The organism is Noviherbaspirillum malthae (genome assembly GCF_015352985.1).
Taxonomy (GTDB): domain Bacteria; phylum Pseudomonadota; class Gammaproteobacteria; order Burkholderiales; family Burkholderiaceae_D; genus Noviherbaspirillum; species Noviherbaspirillum malthae.
Map to the genome: position 1 here is coordinate 1 of NZ_JACYXF010000037.1, position 20,679 is coordinate 20,679.

Annotated in this window: 18 protein-coding genes and 1 rRNA gene; 10 read left to right on the forward strand and 9 right to left on the reverse strand. The window is 60.1% G+C overall.

Features of this window, described 5'->3' with window-relative positions; all coding sequences use genetic code 11:
- Both IGW03_RS25705 and IGW03_RS25710 read right to left on the reverse strand, forming a co-directional pair.
- Positions 1–110, reverse strand: a 16S ribosomal RNA gene (locus tag IGW03_RS25705); the annotation flags it as partial.
- Between the two features lie 419 nt (positions 111–529).
- Positions 530–1,174 carry a TetR family transcriptional regulator gene (locus tag IGW03_RS25710; protein WP_194725427.1) on the reverse strand — a complete coding sequence of 215 codons (645 nt, stop codon included), beginning with the start codon at positions 1,172–1,174 and terminating at the stop codon, positions 530–532.
- Positions 1,175–1,348: 174 nt separating this feature from the next.
- On the opposite strand from IGW03_RS25710, the gene IGW03_RS25715 reads away from it, so the two are divergent.
- From IGW03_RS25715 to IGW03_RS25725, 3 genes are read left to right on the forward strand one after another with little or no spacing between them, the layout of a single operon-like run.
- Positions 1,349–2,584, forward strand: a complete 1,236-nt coding sequence (locus IGW03_RS25715; RefSeq protein WP_194725391.1) for an efflux RND transporter periplasmic adaptor subunit — start codon at positions 1,349–1,351, stop codon at positions 2,582–2,584.
- 12 nt (positions 2,585–2,596) lie between these two features.
- A complete protein-coding gene (locus IGW03_RS25720; RefSeq protein ID WP_194725392.1) occupies positions 2,597–5,752 on the forward strand; it encodes an efflux RND transporter permease subunit in 3,156 nt (1,051 codons plus the stop codon).
- A gap of 2 nt (positions 5,753–5,754) precedes the next feature.
- Complete coding sequence (locus tag IGW03_RS25725; protein WP_194725393.1) at positions 5,755–7,173, forward strand: efflux transporter outer membrane subunit; 1,419 nt, start codon at positions 5,755–5,757, stop codon at positions 7,171–7,173.
- Positions 7,174–7,426: 253 nt separating this feature from the next.
- Here the strand turns inward: IGW03_RS25725 and IGW03_RS25730 are convergent, their stop codons facing one another.
- The gene (locus tag IGW03_RS25730) at positions 7,427–8,818 is read right to left on the reverse strand and encodes a hypothetical protein (RefSeq protein WP_194725394.1); all 1,392 of its coding nucleotides are present in this window, start codon (positions 8,816–8,818) and stop codon (positions 7,427–7,429) included.
- A gap of 553 nt (positions 8,819–9,371) precedes the next feature.
- Between IGW03_RS25730 and IGW03_RS25735 the strand changes: the two genes are divergently transcribed.
- Positions 9,372–9,854, forward strand: coding sequence for a hypothetical protein (locus tag IGW03_RS25735; RefSeq protein WP_194725395.1), 483 nt, complete (start codon positions 9,372–9,374; stop codon positions 9,852–9,854).
- 119 nt (positions 9,855–9,973) lie between these two features.
- On the opposite strand, the gene IGW03_RS25740 is transcribed toward IGW03_RS25735, so the two are convergent.
- The gene (locus tag IGW03_RS25740) at positions 9,974–10,867 is read right to left on the reverse strand and encodes a LysR family transcriptional regulator (protein ID WP_194725428.1); all 894 of its coding nucleotides are present in this window, start codon (positions 10,865–10,867) and stop codon (positions 9,974–9,976) included.
- Positions 10,868–10,989: 122 nt separating this feature from the next.
- Between IGW03_RS25740 and IGW03_RS25745 the strand changes: the two genes are divergently transcribed.
- The 5 genes from IGW03_RS25745 to IGW03_RS25765 all read left to right on the forward strand — a co-directional run bounded on the left by IGW03_RS25745 (position 10,990) and on the right by IGW03_RS25765 (position 14,675).
- The gene (locus IGW03_RS25745) at positions 10,990–11,730 is read left to right on the forward strand and encodes an SDR family oxidoreductase (protein ID WP_194725396.1); all 741 of its coding nucleotides are present in this window, start codon (positions 10,990–10,992) and stop codon (positions 11,728–11,730) included.
- Positions 11,731–11,781: 51 nt separating this feature from the next.
- Positions 11,782–12,189 (forward strand): hypothetical protein, encoded by a 408-nt coding sequence (locus IGW03_RS25750; RefSeq protein ID WP_194725397.1) that lies wholly within the window; start codon positions 11,782–11,784, stop codon positions 12,187–12,189.
- 103 nt (positions 12,190–12,292) lie between these two features.
- Positions 12,293–13,168, forward strand: coding sequence for a helix-turn-helix domain-containing protein (locus IGW03_RS25755; protein WP_194725398.1), 876 nt, complete (start codon positions 12,293–12,295; stop codon positions 13,166–13,168).
- 178 nt (positions 13,169–13,346) lie between these two features.
- Complete coding sequence (locus IGW03_RS25760) at positions 13,347–14,324, forward strand: Bug family tripartite tricarboxylate transporter substrate binding protein (RefSeq protein ID WP_194725399.1); 978 nt, start codon at positions 13,347–13,349, stop codon at positions 14,322–14,324.
- 33 nt (positions 14,325–14,357) lie between these two features.
- Complete coding sequence (locus IGW03_RS25765; RefSeq protein ID WP_194725400.1) at positions 14,358–14,675, forward strand: NIPSNAP family protein; 318 nt, start codon at positions 14,358–14,360, stop codon at positions 14,673–14,675.
- A gap of 26 nt (positions 14,676–14,701) precedes the next feature.
- Here the strand turns inward: IGW03_RS25765 and IGW03_RS25770 are convergent, their stop codons facing one another.
- From IGW03_RS25770 to IGW03_RS25780, 3 genes are all read right to left on the reverse strand, one after another.
- The gene (locus IGW03_RS25770) at positions 14,702–15,460 is read right to left on the reverse strand and encodes a FadR/GntR family transcriptional regulator (RefSeq protein WP_228536091.1); all 759 of its coding nucleotides are present in this window, start codon (positions 15,458–15,460) and stop codon (positions 14,702–14,704) included.
- Positions 15,461–15,506: 46 nt separating this feature from the next.
- Positions 15,507–16,460 (reverse strand): 2-hydroxyacid dehydrogenase, encoded by a 954-nt coding sequence (locus IGW03_RS25775; protein ID WP_194725402.1) that lies wholly within the window; start codon positions 16,458–16,460, stop codon positions 15,507–15,509.
- A gap of 179 nt (positions 16,461–16,639) precedes the next feature.
- Entirely contained in the window at positions 16,640–17,638 is a 999-nt protein-coding gene (locus tag IGW03_RS25780; protein WP_194725403.1) for a Bug family tripartite tricarboxylate transporter substrate binding protein, read from the reverse strand.
- A gap of 258 nt (positions 17,639–17,896) precedes the next feature.
- Here IGW03_RS25780 and IGW03_RS25785 point away from each other — a divergent pair, with 258 nt between their 5' ends.
- Entirely contained in the window at positions 17,897–18,793 is an 897-nt protein-coding gene (locus tag IGW03_RS25785) for a LysR family transcriptional regulator (protein ID WP_194725404.1), read from the forward strand.
- Positions 18,794–18,815: 22 nt separating this feature from the next.
- On the opposite strand, the gene IGW03_RS25790 is transcribed toward IGW03_RS25785, so the two are convergent.
- Entirely contained in the window at positions 18,816–19,340 is a 525-nt protein-coding gene (locus IGW03_RS25790; protein ID WP_194725405.1) for a hypothetical protein, read from the reverse strand.
- Positions 19,341–19,372: 32 nt separating this feature from the next.
- Entirely contained in the window at positions 19,373–20,662 is a 1,290-nt protein-coding gene (locus tag IGW03_RS25795) for a patatin-like phospholipase family protein (protein WP_194725406.1), read from the reverse strand.
- Between the last annotated feature and the right edge of the window lie 17 nt (positions 20,663–20,679).

The window sequence follows — 20,679 nt, forward strand, 5'->3', positions numbered from 1 at the left end:
TCACCCGTTCGCCACTCGCCGCCAGACCGAAGTCCGCGCTGCCGTTCGACTTGCATGTGTAAGGCATGCCGCCAGCGTTCAATCTGAGCCAGGATCAAACTCTTCAGTTCAATCTCTGTTGCGCCCTTGCGGGCAACCTCGTAAGAGGTGTCGCTCACTCAAAATACTGACAGGTGGCATCTTGCGATGCCGACCTACTTGTTTCTTGTGCGAGCACTTCATATGCTTTGAGCCACGCAGCTTGCGCTGCCGGCTCGCTTCATCGAGCGCCCACACTTATCGGTTGTTGGTTGTTAAAGAACCGGACTGCCTGCAACAGAAGTCAGAAGACTGTTTCCGTCGCATCACTGTCGAAGCGTTTTGTTCGTCAGCAGCAGAGAAACGAGATTATGGACGCTTTTCGAAATGCCGTCAACAGTGATTTTCGGCTTTACGATTTACGAAACAATGCACCGTTGCTCCAAGAATTTCCTTGGTGAAAGGCAAGCGTGCAGCACCTGTATTGATCCTCCCTACTCTTAGTACGTGTCTACGCTTCGGAGCGTCTCCTCAGGCTTCGCGCGTAGCGAACCGTGTCCAGACAAGCGTCGACCAGCCGCTCGGCCTCCTTGACAAGATCAAAGACGTCGCTCGCAAACAGCCAGCTTTTCATTGCTCCATCCATACCCGCATGGAACATCACGGCAGCCAAGGGGATATCAACGTCGCTTGCCAGCTGCCCCTTTTCCACGGCGAGCTCCAGTATCTTGACCAATCTAGCCCGTCCATTCAGGAATGCTTCTTGCTGCCTGATGTAGGCCGGATCGGTCGGGTCGACAAATTCACACTTGTTGTAGAGGATGTCGAAGACCTTGCGCATGTGAACATCGGTAGCTGCCTGCGTCAGGAATAAGATGCAAATGCTGCGCAGATGTCCAAGAGGATCTTCATTGTCGGAACTGACGCCGGCTGCGGCCAGCTCCTCCATCGGCAAACGAATGCGTTCGCACATGGCATTGAAGAGATCGCTTTTGTTTTTGAAGTGCCAATAGATTGCGCCGCGGGTCAGCCCTGCTGCTTCGGCCACCGCTTCGAGTGTGGTACGTGCGTAGCCGGCCCGGTGAAATACATCTTCCGCGGCGTCAAGCAGATGGTTGCGCGTTTCAAGCGCTTCTTCCTTGGTTTTCCTTGCCATTTGGGTAGGGAGTGAAGTTGGCTGATAGCCGTAGGTCAACAACATACATTCAAGATCGTATGTATAATACACCGATCACGAAAGCAGCGGAAAGCAGAATGCAGTTCACCGAAGACGACTGCACATTCTTGCAATCTGCAGTAACTTATTCCACTTTTCCCTCGGAAAACCCACATGAGAGCACTATACCGATACACCCCGCTGGCAGCCGTCCTCGCTGCCGCGCTGAATTTGTCGGGCTGCGGCGACCAGATCGCGAGCGCCCATGCGCAGGCGCCGGGGGGAATGCCGCCCCCGGAAGTTTCCATTGTCACCGCCGCCCCCGAAAGGCTGACGCTGACCAACGAACTTCCCGGCCGCCTTGAAGCAACCCGTGTGGCGGAAGTACGAGCGCGAGTCGCCGGTATCGTCACCAAACGGGTGTTTCGCGAAGGCAGTGAGGTGAAGGCCGGCGAATTGCTGTTCCGGATCGACCCCGCACCTTTCGAAGCCGCGGTCAACAGCGCCCAGGCGAGCCTGGCGCGGGCCGAAGCCAATCTTTCGCAGGCTACGACAACCGCACAGCGATACAAGCCGCTGGTAGAAACCAATGCGATCAGCAAACAGGAATATGACACTGCACTGGCAAGCCAGAAACAGGCGGCGGCGGACGTTCAGGCTGCCAAGGCGTCAGTGGTCACGGCACGCCTGAATCTCGGCTATGCAACCGTCAATGCACCTATTTCCGGCCGTATCGGCCGTGCATTGGTCACCGAGGGAGCGCTTGTTGGTCAAGGCACGGCAACGCCGCTGGCCACGATCCAGCAGCTTGATCCTATCTATGTAAACATTACACAGTCCGCTTCCGAAGCCTTGAAACTGCGGCGCGCAATGAGCGCGGGCCAACTGCAGAAAGCAGGCAAGGACGAGGCCAAGGTCAGTATCGTGATGGAAGACGGTGAAGTTTATCCGCAGACTGGCAAGCTGCTGTTTTCCGACCAGACGGTCGACCCGAGCACGGGCGCCATCACATTACGCGCGCTTGTACCCAATCCTGACCGCTTCCTCCTGCCCGGCATGTACGTCCGTGCCAAGGTAGAGCAGGCGGTGCGCGAGAACGCGATTACTGTGCCGCAACAGGCGGTGCAGCGTACGCCCAAAGGCGCAGTGGTCATGGTGGTCGGCGAGGACAACAAGGTGGCGGCGCGTCCGGTGAAGGCCGACACGGCGCTGCAGGACAAGTGGGTGATCAGCGAGGGGCTCAAAGGCGGCGAGCGCGTGATCGTGGAAGGTTTCCAGAAGGCGCAGCCGGGCGCGGTCGTGAAGGTCGTCCCCTGGAAGCAGGCCGGCGCTCAGGTACCGGCGCAACCTGCCGCCCAGCAGGGCAATCAGCAGCAGGGCAACCAGCAACAATCTGCCCAAACGAAATAAGAGAGCAAGCGAATGGGAAAATTTTTCATTGATCGCCCGGTATTCGCCTGGGTGATCGCGGTCTTTATCTTGCTCGGCGGCGCACTGGCCATTACAGGCTTGCCGATCTCGCAATATCCGACGATCGCCCCGCCAGCGGTGGTAATCACCGCCACGTATCCGGGCGCGACCGCCCAGACCCTGGAAAACAGCGTCACCAGTTTGATCGAGCAGGAGCTTAACGGCGCGCCAGGCCTTCAATACATGGAGTCGCAAAGCCAGGGCAACGGCCAGGCGCAGATCACCGCGACCTTCGAACCCGGGACCAATATCGATCTGGCAGCGGTCGAGGTGCAGAACCGCATGCGCCGCGTCGAGTCACGCCTGCCGCAGGCTGTCACCCAGCAGGGCGTGCAGGTGACCAAGGCCCGCAGCAACTTCCTGATGGTGATCACACTGTCGTCCAAGGACGGCAGCATGGATCCGATTGCGCTGGGTGACTATATCTCCCGCAACATCCTGAACGAAGTCAAGCGCGTACCGGGCGTTGGCGAAGCCATTCTTTTCGGTACCGAACGCGCGATGCGCATCTGGATCGATCCGGACAAGCTGGTCGGCCTCCAGTTGACACCCACCGATGTCGCCAATGCAATTCGCGCGCAGAACGCGCAGGTTGCGTCCGGCACGCTGGGTGAATTGCCGGCTCCCGGCAGCCAGCAGGTCACCGCGCCTATCGTGGTCACCGGCCAGTTGAACAGCATCGAGCAGTTCGGCAACATCGTGCTCCGCGCAAATACCGATGGCTCCATCGTGCGCCTGCGCGATGTCGCACGCGTCGAACTCGGCGGCCAGGCTTATGCGACATCGGCCCGCATCAACGGCAGCCCGTCGTCGGCGATCGGCTTGCAGCTCTCGCCGACTGCCAATGCGCTTGCCACCGCGACCTCGGTTCGCGCCAAGATGGAAGAACTGCAGAAGTATTTCCCGGCCGGCATTCAGTACGACATTCCTTACGATACTTCGAAGTTCGTCAAGATTTCGATCGAGGAAGTCGTCAAGACCCTGCTTGAAGCGGTGGTGCTGGTGTTCCTCGTGATGTATCTCTTCCTCCAGAACATCCGCTATACGCTGATTCCGACGATCGTCGTGCCGGTAGCACTCATGGGCACGTTCGCCGCGATGTTCGCATTCGGCTTTTCGATCAACGTGCTGACCATGTTTGGCATGGTGCTGGCCATCGGTATCCTGGTCGATGATGCAATCGTCGTCGTTGAAAACGTCGAACGCATCATGAGCGAGGAAGGCTTGTCGCCTGCCGAAGCCACGCGCAAGGCGATGGGCCAGATCACCGGCGCCATCGTCGGCATTACCCTGGTGCTCATCGCGGTGTTCATTCCGATGGCCTTCTTCGGCGGCGCCGTCGGCGCGATCTACCGCCAGTTCTCGCTGTCCATGGTGGCATCCATGGCGTTTTCGGCACTGATGGCGCTGACGCTGACACCCGCCTTGTGCGCCACGCTGCTCAAGCCGGTACAGGCAGGACATCATCATGAAAAGCGCGGCTTCTTCGGCTGGTTCAACCGCAAGTTCAATTCCACGACCGATGGCTATCAACGCGCGGTGGTCGGCATGCTCGGCAAGACAGGCCGCTACATGATCGTGTATGGCCTGATCCTGGCCGTGGTAGGAATGCTGTTCATGCGCCTGCCCTCCTCCTTCCTTCCGAACGAGGACCAGGGCTACATCCTGACCAATATCCAGCTGCCGTCCGGCGCCAGTGCAAACCGTACGCTGGACGTGGCCAAGCAGGTGGAAGGGTATTTCCTCAAACAGCCGGGCGTCGAACACATCATTTCGGTGATCGGCTTTTCCTTCTCGGGAAGCGGCCAGAATGCAGGTATTGCCTTCGTTCCGCTCAAGGACTGGGATGAACGCGGTTCGGATACGGCGGACAAGATTGCCGGCAAGGCCATGGGTGCGCTGAGCGGCATCAAGGACGCCATCGTGTTCGCACTGAACCCGCCGCCCATCCCCGAGCTCGGCACGGCGACCGGCTTCAACTTCCGCCTGCAGGACCGCAGCGGCATGGGTCATGATGCCTTGCTTGCGGCGCGCAACCAGCTGCTGGGCATGGCAGGCAAGAGCAAGATCCTGGCAGGCGTGCGTCCGGAAGGTCTGGAGGATGCGCCGCAGCTCCAGATCGACGTCGACCGCGACAAGGCAAGTGCACTCGGCGTGTCGTTTGCCGATATCAACAACACGCTGTCCGCCGCACTGGGTTCGTCCTACCTCAACGACTTCCCCAACCAGGGCCGCCAGCAACGCGTGATCCTGCAGGCGGAATCGACCAAGCGGGTTCAGCCGGAAGACTTGGGCAATCTGTATGTGCGCAATACAGCAGGCAACATGGTGCCGCTGTCGACCTTCATTTCGGCAAGGTGGATTAACGGACCGGTGCAGATCGTGCGCTACAACGGTTATCCGGCGATGAAGCTCGCCGGCCAGGCCGCACCTGGTTTCAGCTCGGGCGACGCGATGGCAGAGATGGAAAACCTGGCGGCAAAGCTGCCGACCGGCTTCGGCTTCGAATGGACCGGCCAGTCGCGCGAGGAGCGTACTTCCGGCGCGCAGATGCCGATGCTGATGGCGCTGTCGCTGCTTGCGGTGTTCCTGGTGCTGGCCGCGCTCTATGAAAGTACGTCGATCCCGCTGTCCGTCATGCTAGTCGTCCCGCTCGGCGTGCTCGGAGCGGTGCTCGGGGTGACGCTGCGCGGCATGCCGAACGATGTGTACTTCAAGGTTGGCCTGATCACGATCATCGGCTTGTCTGCAAAAAACGCGATTCTGATTATCGAATTCGCCAAGGACCTGCAGGCGCAAGGCAAGGGGCTGATCGAAGCGACCGTGGAGGCGGCACGACTGCGCTTCCGCCCCATCATCATGACCTCGCTCGCCTTCATCCTCGGCGTGCTGCCGCTGGCGATCGCCACCGGCGCGGGTTCCGCGAGCCAGCGCGCCATCGGTACCGGCGTCATGAGCGGCATGATCACCGCCACCGTGTTCGCGGTCTTTCTTGTGCCCGTGTTCTTCGTGGTCGTGCGCAGACTGTTCAAGGCAAGCGAACGCCAGGAAAAGTTCTGGGCCGCCCATTCACCGAAAACCACCCCTGACGACGTAGGGGGCATCTGAATATGCTCAAGTTACGCAAATCCGTCTTTCTTCTGCTTGCCGCAGGCGTGCTGAGCGCCTGCTCCCTCGCGCCGAAATACGAGCGTCCGGCCGCACCGGTGGCCGCCACGTTCCCGGCCGAACCTCTCCCGGCATCCGCTTCATCCGCGGTAACCGTGGAAACGGGCTGGCGCGAATTCTTCCAGGACCCGCGATTGCAGGTGCTGGTCGAGTCGGCCCTGACGAACAACCGGGACCTGCGCATTGCAGCCTTGCGCATCGAGGAAGCCCGGGCGCAGTACAACATCACCTCCGCCGACCTGCTGCCCAATCTCAACGCGTCAGCCGGCGGATCACGGGGCCGCACGGCCGCGGCCACCTCCCCGCTGGGCGTCTCCGGCGTGACAACCGTCTATCAGGTCGGCCTCAATCTCGCCGCGTTCGAGCTGGATTTCTTCGGCCGCGTCCGCAGCCTGAACGAAGCGGCCTTGTCGCAGTACCTTGCGACCGAGGAAGCGCAGCGTGCGGCCCAGATCAGCCTGGTTGCCGAAGTCGCCAAAGCCTATCTTGCGGAACGCGCTTTCGCCGAACAGCAGGAACTGGCGCAGCGCACGCTCAACTCGCGCGAGTCGGGCTACAAGCTGGCTCAGCAGCGGTTCGAGGTGGGCGCATCATCGGCGCTGGACCTGCGCCAGAATGAGGTATTGGTACAAACTGCTAGGGCATCCCTCGCCACATTGGTGCGGCAGCGCGCACAGGCGCAAAATGCGCTGACCCTGCTGACCGGCCGGCCGTTCGCCGAGCTTCCTCCGGCGCGCAGTCTGTCCGAGCAGAATATCGTGGCCGAATTGCCGGCGGGCCTGCCCTCCGATCTGCTCGTTCGTCGTCCGGACATCCGCGCCAGCGAACAGCAGCTGATGGCCTCCAACGCCAATATCGGTGCAGCGCGCGCGGCGTTCTTCCCGCGCATTTCGCTCACCGCCGGCATCGGCAGCACCAGCACGGAATTGGGAAACCTGTTCGAAGCGGGCACGAGAACCTGGTCATTCGTGCCGCAGCTGATTCTTCCCATCTTCGATGCCGGCCGTAACCGCGCCAACCTGTCATTGGCCGAGGTGCGCAACAACATCGCGGTAGCCAACTATGAAAAGACCATCCAGACCGCCTTCCGCGAAGTCTCGGATGCCTTGGTCGCCCGCGGCGCCATCGACGAGCAGATCGATGCGCAGCGCCGGGTACTGGAAGCGCAGGCAGACCGTCTGAAGCTGGCGGAGCTGCGCTATCAGAACGGCGTGGCGAGCTCTCTCGATCTCCTCGACGCGCAGCGTGAGCTGTTTTCAGCCGAGCAGTCGCTGGTTCAGGCGCGCCTGCTGCGCCTGACCAATGCCGTGGACTTGTATCGCTCTCTGGGCGGCGGACTCAACGAAAAGACCCGGCCCTGATCATCAGGAAATCAGGAAATCAGGAAATAAAAATGCCGGCTCCTGCATTGCAGGAGCCGGCATCAAAACTGCGCCATGGCATCTTATACCCATCTCAAGGCATAACATGCCACGAGATCGCGTCTTTTTCCGCCTGTCCGCGTTGTGCTCGTCATCCATGGCCCCGCCATGGATTCCTGATCTTGCAACCTCGGCCTTGCCAGACGAAAAAATCCATCGATCTCATCGGGCACGTTATGCCTTGGGATTGGTATTACTGATTCGGACGCGGACGACGAAATTGTCTCTTCTTCGGATAGCCATTGGCCTGGCTCTTGCCGCCCTGCTTGCGCGGCCAGTTCGGCCCCGCGTTCATCGAGCCGGGATTATCAAGCCAGGCGCTCAACTGCTCGGAAATCTGAGCAATCCCCCCGGTCACTCGCAGATACCGGTTCCTGAATGTCTTTCGCAGGAACTCGTCAGCCGCTGCAGGAATATCTTCACGCAGGCCGATCATACGCTGGCAGTTGCGCAGCGAAGGCGCCGTGCGCAGGTCGTCCAGGGATACTGCCGCCAACTCCAGTTGAGGGAAGCGCGGCTGCAGATCTTCAAAGTCGCGCGTGCTGATGCCGATCAGCGCAATCATCGGCTTGAATGTGCTGTTCGGCGACGGCGGCAATTTTGGATCGAACAAGGGCTGCACATCCATTTCGGCCAGGTGCGCATCGTCGTCATCGGCACTGGCGCTTGCATGCGGTGCCTGCTCCATGCCCGAGGCGGCGGCGTAGGCCGCCTGCTTCGTCAGCGGCTGGTTGACCTGATGTCCGCGCTTGGACCGCTGGTCGGCGGGCGGTGTCTGTCCCGCGCCGGCGAGTACCGCCTGGAATAGCGACGAGAACGCCTGGGGTCCGCCCTTCTCCATCAGGTTGTTGACGAGCGCTGCAGCCAGTTCTTCGCAGACCATCGCCACGAAAGGACGTGCCATTTCAACGAAATTGCCTGCCGCGGCTTGGGATGGTTGCGGCGCGGAGTGTCTGCCCCGGTTGCTGTCAGCTGCCTGCTGCGAGCGGGGCGCATGGGCGCGCTCATTGACGTGCGGATGTTGACGAGACGTAGCTGCGGCAGGACGAAAGCTTTGTTCATCGGAAGCGCTCTCCGCGACCGGCTCTTCGTCGCCGGATTCCTCATATTTGGCCTCTGCTGCTGCATTCTGGTGCAGGCGCTCCGCACCTTGCTGCGCTTGTTCGCCTTCCGGCTCCGTTTGCTCCGGCACCGCCGAGGACTCCGGGAATTCCGGCTGGCCGGCCGAGGCTGCGGCAGTCTCTGCGACTGCAGGCGCGGTATCGTCCCGGTCCTCCTTGTCAGCCGCCTTCGGCGCATCGAACAAGTCATTCTGGGAAAGCGCATCGAGCTTTTGCAGGATGCTGTGCAGACGCTGGCGAATGGCCTGGAAACCCTGCGAGATCGAGATCAGCTTGCGATGCCGGGCGTCCGACAGCACTTCCTGCGCATTGAAGACATCCTTGGCCTTCACTTCTTCCAACTGGGGAGATTTAAGTAATTGGCGACCCTTCATTTCCAGAAGGCGTGAAGCAATTCTTTCCCACTCTTCTTCTGTCCACTTAATCACAGTGGGCGCCGCTGCCGTTTCAGGTTTACGAGGCATAACTTCTCAATACAAAAATTGGTCTTGATGATGGCCGGATGGCCTTGTTTGTTTTATTCCTGTACGTATTTCACCCGGATCCAGACAGACGGTTCATGCTGTCTGTGTATGGGCACGCAAGTTCTGGTTAAGTTCAATCCGACAGGTCCGCAGGGCAAGGGCTTGTACCTTTGCAAGCCCTCATGCTGAGTCGACACCGGCTCGGGCAAAGCCGGACAAAAGACGGTACTGACGGCGGAACAATGCGAACAATAAAAGGATAGCACGATCGGTCATAAAAGAATGGGTCTATTCTTTCGGGCCGAATAAATAATCGATCAATACCCACAAAAGTCGTGCGCCATGGTTGCAATCCATTTTATACCGGCGATTACGTGCACGAATCGGTGAGCCATTCGGATATGTGACAGCTACATGAAAAGAGATGCGCTTAATTAAAGCCGGACTTGATATTAATCAGGCGGCATTAGCGAACGAAAACTTATTTGCTACTGTCCACTTCATCATTCGTTAAAATGCCTGCTCCATCTTTATCTTTAATAAGGTATTTCACATGCGTACAACCGTTTCAGCGGCAAAGGCTGTCGAGCTTGAATTGCAGCATGCACGGGAAGGAATGCTGTATTACACGAAGCTCGTCGAAAACCTTGAGGATGTGCTGGAAACGCTGGCAGCGATCGATTCGCCGACAACGACAAAGCGTACAAAGGAAAGCAGCCGGACCGCATCCAGAGCGAAATCGAAACCGGCAGTGAAGGCTAGGCAAGCTGCCCCCAAGGCATCGGCCAAGTCCGGTCTGCCGCCTACCGGGAAGGATTTCTGGCCCACGCTGCTGACGGATGTCCCGCAGCCGGCGGCAGAAATCTTCAAGGCAGCCGTCAATGCGCTCGGCATCCGTCCCTCGGCCGATGACAAGAAAAAGCTGACGCAGCGCATGTCCAATGCATTAAGCGTCATGGCCAAGAATGGCGAAATTCATGCGGAAGGCGATCGCCGTACACGCCGCTATGCAAGGAATCCGCGCAGCGCGGCCTGAGATCAAGGCGGGCGTTCATTCCTTATCAGGCAAGGTGCAAGTCTTCAGGCAATGGCATGCCGCCAGACTTGCACAGCAAGGCAGGGCACGCCTTGCGCCGATTCGATCGCAATAGCCGTTCATACCGACGCCCCATCGAATATTTCCCTCAGCCAGTCGGCAAATACGCGCACCCTTGCCGACAGCTGCCTGTTCTGCGGATAAAGCACCGACACCGGCAATGCAGGCGGCCCGAGATCGGTCAGCAGGATGCGCAGCCGGTCCGATTGCAATTCCTCGGCAATGCGATAGCGCGGCACCTGTATCAGCCCCAGCCCGGCTACCGCGCACGCTGTGTAGACCTCCGCACCGGTGACGGAAACGGAAGAGGTCAGCATCAGCTGTTTCACTTCATCGTTGATGATGAATTCAAGCGGATAGGGTTTGCCGGTCGCGGAGGAAACGAAATTGACGCTGCGATGACCATCCAGCTCTTCAATGGTACGCGGCGTCCCGTATTCGGCAAGGTAAGCGGGACTGGCGCATGTGACTTGCTCAAGCAAGGCGACACGGCGCGCGATCATTGAAGAATCCTGGAGGTTGCCTGCGCGGAGCACGCAGTCCACTCCTTCGCGCACCAGGTCGACCAGCCGGTCTCCCTCCCCGATCTGGAGTTCGATGCCGGGATAACGTTTCAGGAATGCAGGCAGCGCGGGAATCACGAAATGGCGAGCCAGGGTTCCCTGCAGGTTCACGCGCAGCAAACCTTTCGGCGCGGCGTTGCGGAACGCTTCCTCGGTTTCCTCCAGATCGGCCAGCAGGCGCGCGCAGCGCTCCTGGTAAGCCGCGCCATCCAGCGTCGGCGTCACGACCCGTGTCGTACGTTCCAGCAGTCGCGTACCGAGGCGTTCTTCCAGCCGCTTGATCGCATTGGTGACCGTCGCGCGCGGCAATTGCAGATCTTCGGCGGCCTGGGTAAAGCTTCGCCGTTCGACGATGCGGACGAAGATCTGCATTTCCTGGAAGCGATCCATCATGATAGACACCGGTATTGTTATTGCGAATGGAATAGTCTTGTCCATGGTAAGACAATTATCGATTTCCATGCATGGCGCATCATTCAGTCACCGTCACGACCGAATGAAAGGAAACCATCATGTCTCAACAATCCAGGAAAGTTGCCATCGTTACCGGCGCCTCCCGCGGCATTGGCGCCGCCGTTGCCGCACGTCTTGCCGAGGATGGCTTTGCCGTTGCCGTCAATTACGCAAGCAATGCAGAGCTGGCCGACAAGCTGGTCCATTCCCTGCGCGCATCCGGCGCCAGCGCGATTGCCGTCAAGGCCGACGTGGCATCGGCCGCGGATACGGCGCGCCTGTTCGATAACGTCGAACGCGAGCTCGGCAAAATCGATGTTCTTGTCAACAATGCGGGAATCCTGAAAGTCACCCCGCTGGCCGACACGAGCGATGCCTTGTTCGAGCAAACCTTCGGCGTCAATGTTCGCGGCACGTTCAACACCCTGCGCGAAGCGGCCCGGCGCATGAACGGCGGCGGACGCATCGTTAATTTCTCCACCACCGCATTGGCGCTGAACCTGCCGGGTTACGCAATCTACAACGGAACCAAGGCAGCGGTGGAAAGCATGACCCGCACCTTCGCCAAGGAGCTGCGCGGCAGGGACATTACCGTCAATGCAGTCGCTCCGGGGCCGGTTGCAACGGAGCTGTTCCTCGAAGGCAAAACCCAGGAACAGATCGACCACTTCGCCAGCATGCCGCCGCTCGGCCGCCTCGCGCAGCCGGACGACATTGCCAGTGTTGTTTCCTTCCTTGTCGGCCCCGATGCCGGCTGGGTGAACGGGCAGGTATTGCGGGCCAATGGAGGACTGGCATGACCGGCCGTGAAGTCCGTAAAATCGGGGTCATGACAACCGGGGGATAATTTCGTGCCCACTCCGACTCCGACTCCGACGCCAGCCAGGCCGCCCGCGCCCAGCAGTACCTTGTACCGGTCCGCCATGGGCATCGCCTCGGCGGCCGCATGCCTGCTCGTCTGGCTGAGCCTTGGTGTCGGCATCATCGGCAAGGATGGCGATCCCGCCAACCTGATGTATTTCGGCGTACTGGCCATTGGCGTCGTTGGTGCTGTCGTCGCCCGCTTCCGGGCTCCCGGCATGGCGCGCGCCCTGATCGCCACCGCGCTTGCCCAAGCCCTGGCTGCCGCGATCGCGCTGTTCGCAGGCCTGGGTCTTCCCTACAGCGGACCGGCCGAGATTCTGCTGCTGAACGGGTTTTTCATCGCCCTGTTCGGCGCAGCCGCATGGCTTTTCCGGCGCGCCGGCAGCCGTGCATAAAATGCGAAGGCAAGGACGCGGAACCGGCACGGCCGAGCAAAGTTGATTATCATTGGGCAAGGACAGCGAACCGGCCGCGGACCGGTCGAATCGAGACACTTGCATGCGCTCCAGCGATCACTTACCCAACTTTCAAGTATCACAATTCGGAGCGAATGCCGAACCCTTTCTGTTCGATCTCGTCAAGCTCGACGGCAGGACCGACGTGCCCCGCCCCTTCCTGCACCGGCACAGCTACTATCACCTGCTGTGGATCTCGGAAGCGCGCGGAAAGCATTTGCTGGACTTCGAAACGCTCGAAGTCAGGCCGCGGTCGGTCTTCTTCATCTCGCCGGGACAAATGCACGCCTGGAGTTCCGACATTGCGCCTTCGGGCTATGTTTTGAATCTCAGCGCCGAGTTCTTCCTGCAGATCTATCCGCGGCAGGACGACATTCCCTTCTTCGGCATCGCCAATGCCCATCCTGCGCTCTATCTGTCGGGGGAGCAGCATGGAGAATTGCAGCCGCTGCTGGCGGAGATCGAATGCGAATTCAACGCAAGAGATGCATGGGGCCATGATGCGATCCGGTCCTGCGTGCTGATGCTGCTGACCCGGCTGCGCCGCCTGCTGCCCGAGAGGCCCGGCGACCATGCGGCGCCAAGGCACTACAGCCTCGCCAGGCGGTTCAAGCTGCTGGTCGAGCAGCATTATCTGGAATACCGGTCGGTGAAGGAGTATGCGGATGCGCTGCTGGTCACGGAGCGCCGTCTCAATGAAGCGGTCAGGAGCACGACGGGGAAAACGGTCACCGCGCTCCTGCAGGAAAGGATGCTGCTCGAAGCCAAGCGCCTGCTTACCCAATCCGACCTCGACATCTCCCAGGTGTCGTTCCGGCTCAACCTCGAAGATCCTGCCTACTTTTCGCGCTTCTTCAAGAAGCATACGGGCATGAGCCCCCTCGAATTCAAGAAGACCTTCTCGGGGCCGGTGTATTGACGTTTCGGCAATTCCAAACCTGGGAACACGGAAAAGTTCAAGCGGAAAAGTCCAAGAAAAAGGCGCTTAAGTCCTAACCTCCTTCCGCATCGACCGTTTAAGCTGCAAATGAACTGAACTGCCCGCGTCCACAACAAGGCAGTGCTGGCCATTTCGAATCAACCTGGCAGGAGACACGATGAACACCACCTTCCGATGCGCAGCCCTTGCTGCAGTGATGCTATCCCTACCCCTGGCCCATGCGCAGAACAAGGCCGAGGATTTTCCGAACAAGTCGGTGCGCGTAGTCCTGCCGTTCGCGCCGGGAGGCGCAACCGATGCGATCGCCCGCACAGTCGCCCAGAAACTGTCCGAGAAGTGGGGCCAGCCGGTGATCGTCGACAATCGTGCAGGGGCCAACGGCAATATCGGTGCCGGACAGGCGGCGCGTTCGCCCGGTGATGGCTACACCATTCTGATGGCCACATCCAGCCACGCCATCAATGCCTCCCTGTACAAGAAGCTCGATTACAGCCTGAGCAAGGATTTCGCGGCGCTGTCCAACCTTGCGACCGTCCCGCTGATCCTGGTGGCCCATCCCGATGTCCCGGCCACCTCCGTCAAGCAGCTCGCAAGCCATGCCGGCTCCCAGCCCGGCAAACTGAACTTCGGTTCCGGCGGCGTCGGCACGGCCGCACATCTTGCGGGTGAACTCTTCAATACCGCATCCGGCGCGAAGATGGTGCATGTCGCCTACAAGGGCGGCGCGCTGGCGATGAACGATCTGCTCGGCGGACAAATCCAGGTCATGTTCGCCAACCTTCCCGAAGCCCAGGCTCAGGTCAAGTCGGCGAAGCTGCGCGCGCTCGCCATCACCGGAAACCAGCGCAATCCGCAGCTTCCCGACGTGCCGACATTCGCGGAATCCGGCTACAAGGAAATCGATCTCAAGTCCTGGTTCGGCATGTTTGCGCCGAAGAGCACCCCGGCGCCCATCGTCGACAAGCTCAGCCGCGATATCGCCGGCGTCGTCGCCGATCCGTCGGTCCAGCAGCGGCTCAAGGAACTGGGTGCGGAACCCATCGGAAACAGGCATGAGGAATTCCAGGCCTACGTCAACAGCGATATCGAGCGCTGGCGCACGCTGGTCCAGAAGTCCGGAGCAAGCGTCGATTAATTAATCAGAGTCAACACAACGGAAGTCAAGCACATGATCATTGATTTAAGAACCTACACCATGGTACCCGGCCGTCTGAAGGCATTCCTCGAACTCTACGAGCGCGAAGGCCTGCCGGTGCAGCGCAAGCATCAGGGCGACCCGATCGGCTACTTCGTGACCGAGATCGGCACCAACAACCAGGTCGTGCACATGTGGGGCTATGAGAGCCTCGCCGACCGCGAGAAGCGCCGAGCGGCGCTGGATGCGGATCCGGAATGGGCGGCCTACCGCGCCAAGAGCGGTGCCGCGGGCAATGTGCAGCACCAGGAAAACAAGATCCTCAAATCGGTGTCGTTCTCGCCGATGTAATCCCGGCAATATTTCAGCGGTATTCTTCAGGCAGCCGCGTTCGCCGGCTGCCATTTCTTATTCTCATCCGAACAGCCGAATACCCTCGCCGCCGTATTGCCGATATGAAGCCGCATTGCAGCGAGCGCACGCGCTTCATCCCTGTCGAGGATGGCATCGAGGATCATGCGATGCTCGGTTTCGATCTGAACCGACCGTTCAGTCTGGCCATGCAGAGACGAGAACTGGCGGGACAGGTTCATCGTGAACAAGGCATGCGCTCGAAGCGATTCCATCACGGACGCAAACACCGGATTCTTCGTTGCCTGCGCAATCGCCAGATGAAACCGGAAATCCGCTGCGGCTGAATTGCGGCTGCAATCCGTGCCTGCATGGAGCGCATGAAATGCCGCTTCCATCCGCTCGATATCGCCGGCGTCCCGATTCAATGCGCAAAGCCTGACGGCGCCAAGCTCCACGGTGCGCCTGAATTCGACATGCTGCCTGAGGTCGGCAATGCTCGACAGCGCCTGGTAGCGCGGCGCGCCGATCTGCCTGGCGAGAAGAGCGGCGGCGTTTGCGCTCCCTTCTCGAAAATGCGGCAGCGCTCCCTTGGCACGCAGCCTGATCAGGGCCTCGCGCACCGTAGGCCGTGACACATTGAATTTCCTGCACAGTGCGGCTTCCGTGAACTGGCGTCCATCCGCACCGAACTCACCGCGCCGGAAAGCTTCTTCGATTGCGTCGTGCACCAGCTCGACAAGATTGGGACGCCGGATGAGTCCCGGCATGGCTTCAGTAGACATCGTCAATGCTTTCTCCAGGTAAAACAGACGCCGCCCGCCGTGCCTGCTATGTCGTCAGGCTGTTCTCCGGCCGCTTACCGGCAAGTCCGTCCGCCAGACTCTGGAGCACCATTTCTCCCATGGCGGTCCTGCTTTCGATGGTGGCGCTTGCACGGTGCGCCTGCAGCACGACGTTGTCCATCTCGAACAGCGCTTCCGGCACATGGGGCTCATCCACGAATACGTCGAGCCCCGCGCCTGCGATGCGCCCGGTCTGCAGGGCATGGACCAGATCGTCTTCCCTGACCAGCCTGCCGCGGGCAATATTGACCAGGAAGCCGTCCTTGCCCAAGGCGTCAAGTATTTCGGCATTGACGATGCCTTCGGCCTTGTCCGCAGCGGCGCACAGCACCAGGGCATCGCTTTGCTCGGCAAGCTGTTTCAGGCTGCTCACGAATTCATAGGACAAGCCGCCGACGGGCTGAAGGTCGGTGTAGCTGATCGAACAGCCGAATGCAGCGGCACGCGTCGCGACCGCCCGGCCTACCCGGCCCATGCCGACGATGCCGACACGCATGCCGCTGAAACGGCGCGCCAGCGGAATGGCGCTCGGCTGCGGATGCTTGACCCACATGCCGTTGCGCACGAAGCGGTCGACCGCGCCGATGTTGCGGCAGGTCGCAAGCAGCAGGCCGATGGCCAGGTCGGCGACGTCTTCCGTCAGCGCGCCGAAGGTTCCGGTGACAGGAATGCCGCGTTCGCGGGCATAGGCGAGATCGACGGCATCCGTGCCCACGCCGTTGACCGCGACGACTTCAAGCGCCGGCAGCTGTTCCATCAATGCCCGGCTGATGCCGGTATGGCCGCCGGTAATCACGCCTCGCACGGACTTGCCGATCTCGCGGATGTATTCCTCCTTGTTCTCCTGCTCGAAGTAGCGCCTGACGGTATAGAGCGCGTTCAGCTTCTGATTGATGGAGGGCACGAGTATCGGATTGAGTTGGAGGATTTCCGGTTTCATGATTGGGTCTTTCTTTGCTGTTGAATGGGCGAGCGCCTGCACCGCCCGTTTTTGAATGCGGTAGACGAAGACCGTCTTCGTCACCGATGGGGCGTGACGGACTCCGTAACGATCTGCGGTGATCTGGAGTGATCAGTGATACCCCGCCATGTGCAACCCTATGGTTTGCACACGCGGGTTCAGTCCACGGCGATTCCTTTTTCCTTGATCAGCCGTGCATACTTGCTCCTGTCGGCATCGATCAGCGCCTGGAACCTGGCGGCATCGCTGCCTACGGGAACGGCGCCGAGGCCGGCGAACTTGTCGCGAATTTCCGGAGCATTCATCGCCTCCTGCACATCCGCGGAAATCCGCTCGACCAGCGCTTTCGGCGTTCCCGCCGGTGCGAGCATGCCCATCCAGGATGTGGCGTTGAATCCGGGAACGGCGGCTTCGGCGACGGTCGGCACGTTGGGCAGGGCCGACGCGCGCGTCGTGCCCATCTGCGCCAGCGGACGCAGCTTTCCGGACTTGATATGGGAATTGAGTTCCAGGATGGTCGCAACCGACATGTCGACCTGGCCGGCCAGCAGATCCTGGATGGCCGGACCGCCGCCCTTGTATGGCACGTGCAGCAGTTTCGTTCCCGTGCCGCTCGCCAGCAGCTCGGCAGCGAGATGCATGGAGCCGCCGGAACCGGACGAGCTGTACGACAAGCCGCCCGGCTTGGTTTTCGCAAGCGCGACCAGTTCGCCGAGGGACTTCGCCGGCGAGTTCTGGTTGACGACCAGGAGCAGCGGCAGGTCAGCGATCAGGGACACCGCGGCAAACGCGGTGTCGGGGTTATACGTCATTTTCTTGTAGAGCGAAGGATTGACCGACTGCGTGCCGAGATTGCCGATCAGCAGCGTATAGCCGTCCGGCGTCGCCCGTGCAACGGCGTCCGCGCCGATCATTCCCGCCGCGCCGGGCTTGTTCTCCACCACCACCGGCTGCTTCCACTTCTGCGACAGTTTCTGCGCAAGAATCCTGGTGCCGGTATCCGTGCCGCCTCCGGGTGCGAAGGGGACCACAAGGGTGACGGAGCGCACCGGATAAGGTGAGGCAGAAGCAGCAGCCGACGCTTGGGCCTGCGCATGGGCGGTCATGGAAATCATGCAGCCGGCAGCGGCCGCCAGTACAACACGCAAGGTCGTCATTGTTCGTATCCTGTCGTTAATCATGGGCAAGTGAATTGGGTTGAAATCTATTGCGATACGGGAATAACAGGCTTGCCTCTGTCGATGAAGCTGCTTTCACTGCCCTGCATGATCCCGCCGGTCTCCAGCACTCTTCGTGCACATCTGCGAATGCTCGCGAAGGTTTGCAAATGTTCGCGACTTCACGGCCAATTGTAGAAAGCCTGACTCATTTAGTCTAAGCTAGATGCTGTATCGATTTATTCAAAACCTGTATCAATGTTCGAACTATTCCAGCTCCGCTGTTTTGTCGTCGTTGCCGAAGAGCTTCATTTCGGCCGGGCGGCCGCCCGCCTGTTCATGACCCAGCCACCGTTGAGCCGGCAGATCCAGTTGCTGGAGCATGCCCTTGGCGTCCGCCTGCTTGAGCGCTCCACCAGGGCTGTCACGCTGACCGCGGCGGGACAAAGCTTCTACATGAATGCGCGCTATCTGCTGAAGCAGGCTGACCAGGCCGCCATCGAGGCGCGCCGCATCGATACGGGACGCGCGGGCCGGGTCACGCTCGGATTCACGGCGGTGGCCGGCTACGATCTGATTCCGGATCTGCTGTCGGCCGCAAAAACCGAACTGCCGGAAGTCGATATCCTGCTCAAGGAAATGGTGTCGCTGGACCAGATTGCCGCCCTGTCCTCGAACATCATCGATCTGGGTTTCATGCGGCCTCTGAGCGCACAGCATCCCTTCGCAAAGGAATTGCTGATCGCCGAACCATTGATGCTGGCCGTGCATGTGTCGAACCCGCTCGCGCGCAAGCGCACGATCCGCCCGTCGGATTTGAAATCGGAACCCTTGATCATGCATTCGCCCGACGAGGGAAAGTATTTCTACAACCTGATCACCGCGTTGCTGGGCGCCGCGAGCGTGCATCCGTCCTATGTTCAATACCTCGAACAGAATCACACCATACTGTCACTGGTGCGCAAGGGGCTGGGCGCCGCAATCGTTCCGGCGTCTGCCAAGCATCTCCAGTTTCAGAACATCGTGTTCAAGCCGCTCTGGAAAAGCGAGATTCAGGCTGAGATCTATCTGGTCTGGCGGCCCGACAGTCACAACCCGGCGCTGGCCTCGGTCCGCGAATTCACCTTGAAGCACTGCAGGCGGGTTCCGGCCTGAAGCGCTTTTCAAGAATGCGCCCTCAATTGCACTCGGCTCCGCAATACATCAGGGCGATGAAAAACAGCGCAACTGCCAGCAATCCGCCGGCCCACAGCCAGTGCTTGGCCGCGAGAAAATACCCCAGCCGGACAGACTTGAGCCAGGCATAAACAGGCTGTTCATAAATATCGTAATCCACCGATTTCCTGTCGCTCGGAGGATCTGCGTGAATCCGTATCGCCAGCGAAGGCAGCGAGGAGATGACCCAGGCGTTGAAGAACAGGGCGGCACCCAGAAATCCGAATGCCGCAAGCGCGAAAAACAAGGCCTCGGCAGGCAGTTGATGCATCCTGGCAGTGTCTTCCTTCATCAGCAGAATCACAAGGCCGGCAATCGTTGCTGTCTGGATTCCCGACATCCACCTGGACCATTCGCCGACATGCTTCAGCGCCTCGTCCGCGCCTTTCTGAGTGGTCTCGATCGGATTGGGCTTCCTCCAGGCCGCGACGATCAGAACAACGATGACCAGGGCGAATGCCGCCGCAATCATCTGCAAGATAGACATGGTTGTTCCTTCCCATGGATAGCGATTCGGACTCAGTTTTCCGGAATGACAGTGCCGTCGCTTGCATGCGACTTGGCCTGCTCGCTCGTCAAGAAGGCGGCTGCGATGCCCTCCCGGGTCTTCTTGTATTCATGCCAGTTGAATTTGCGCAGAAACCCCGCCGCCGCTTCCGCGCCGCGCGCGAACAAGTCCAGTTTGTCCTCGTCGCTCATGCTGAAGTTCAGCCAGTGATGGCGGCCGGTATCGATCATTTCCACCAGCTGCTGATAGTCCGGGTTCTGCGTGATGAAATCGTCATCCAGCGTATGGCGCGCTGCATCGAAGATCGCGCTTAACAGATGAGCCGGCTTTGTGATCCGTGCCGGCGCATTCCGGGTGATGCCGATCTTGACGCCGAAGGTCGGCGCCAGCGGCACGCGATAAGGCTCATGGAACAGATTGATCGGGAAGTTGGACATGATGCCGCCGTCCATGAAAATCACCTCCTGCGGCAATACTCCGCCATACCCCGCGCGCTTCCATTGCGCGCCCGTGTTTTGCGGGCATCCGCGAACCCGGAACGGATGGAAGAAAAATGGGATGGACATGGAAGCACGCGCAAAGCATGCCGGATTGACCTTGTCCGGATCTTTCCAGTACAACTCCGCCATTCTCGGAAGCTCTACCTTGGTTTCGGTGGTGACGTCCGCCGCCACCATGGCAAGCCGCCCCGCCTTTTCCTCGGGAGCCAGCGCAATGCCGGGCCTTATTCCGCGGCGAATGCGCAATGAGGCCGGCACGTCGGCGAGCTTCGCCTGCAGATCCGTCGTGCTGCGCACACCGGCTTCATCGAGCGCCTTGCTCAGCCAGCGCAGAAATGCGTCTCCCGGATGAAGACCGAGATCGTCCCGCAGGTTATCCATCACTTGGACAGCCTTCCAGAGCAGCTTGGCCATCCCGGCCTTGTTCAGCAGCGCATCGGAAAAATCGCGGGCGTCGCCATCGCCGTCGATGAACGAGGCGATAGGCATGTTGGCAAGAAGCCTGGCAAGCTCGCCGCATTTTTCGTCGCCGGGTTTTCCGAGCGCGGCGAGCATGATGGCGTTGATCGCGCCGGCGGACGTGCCTCCTATTCCCAGAAAACGGATGCCGGCCTTTTCCAGCACATAGGTATACCCGACCAGGGCGATGCCCAGGACGCCGCCGCCTTCCATGACGAGATCGACGTACTGGTGTCCATCATCGTCGACGAGGTCGGAATACTCGTTATCGGCGCATGTCATGGCAGCCGCCGTCGCGGCCTGGGTGCGATCGTCGTGGGTGAAGTCATCGGCGTCAAGCATACGGCCTCCAGCAGAAA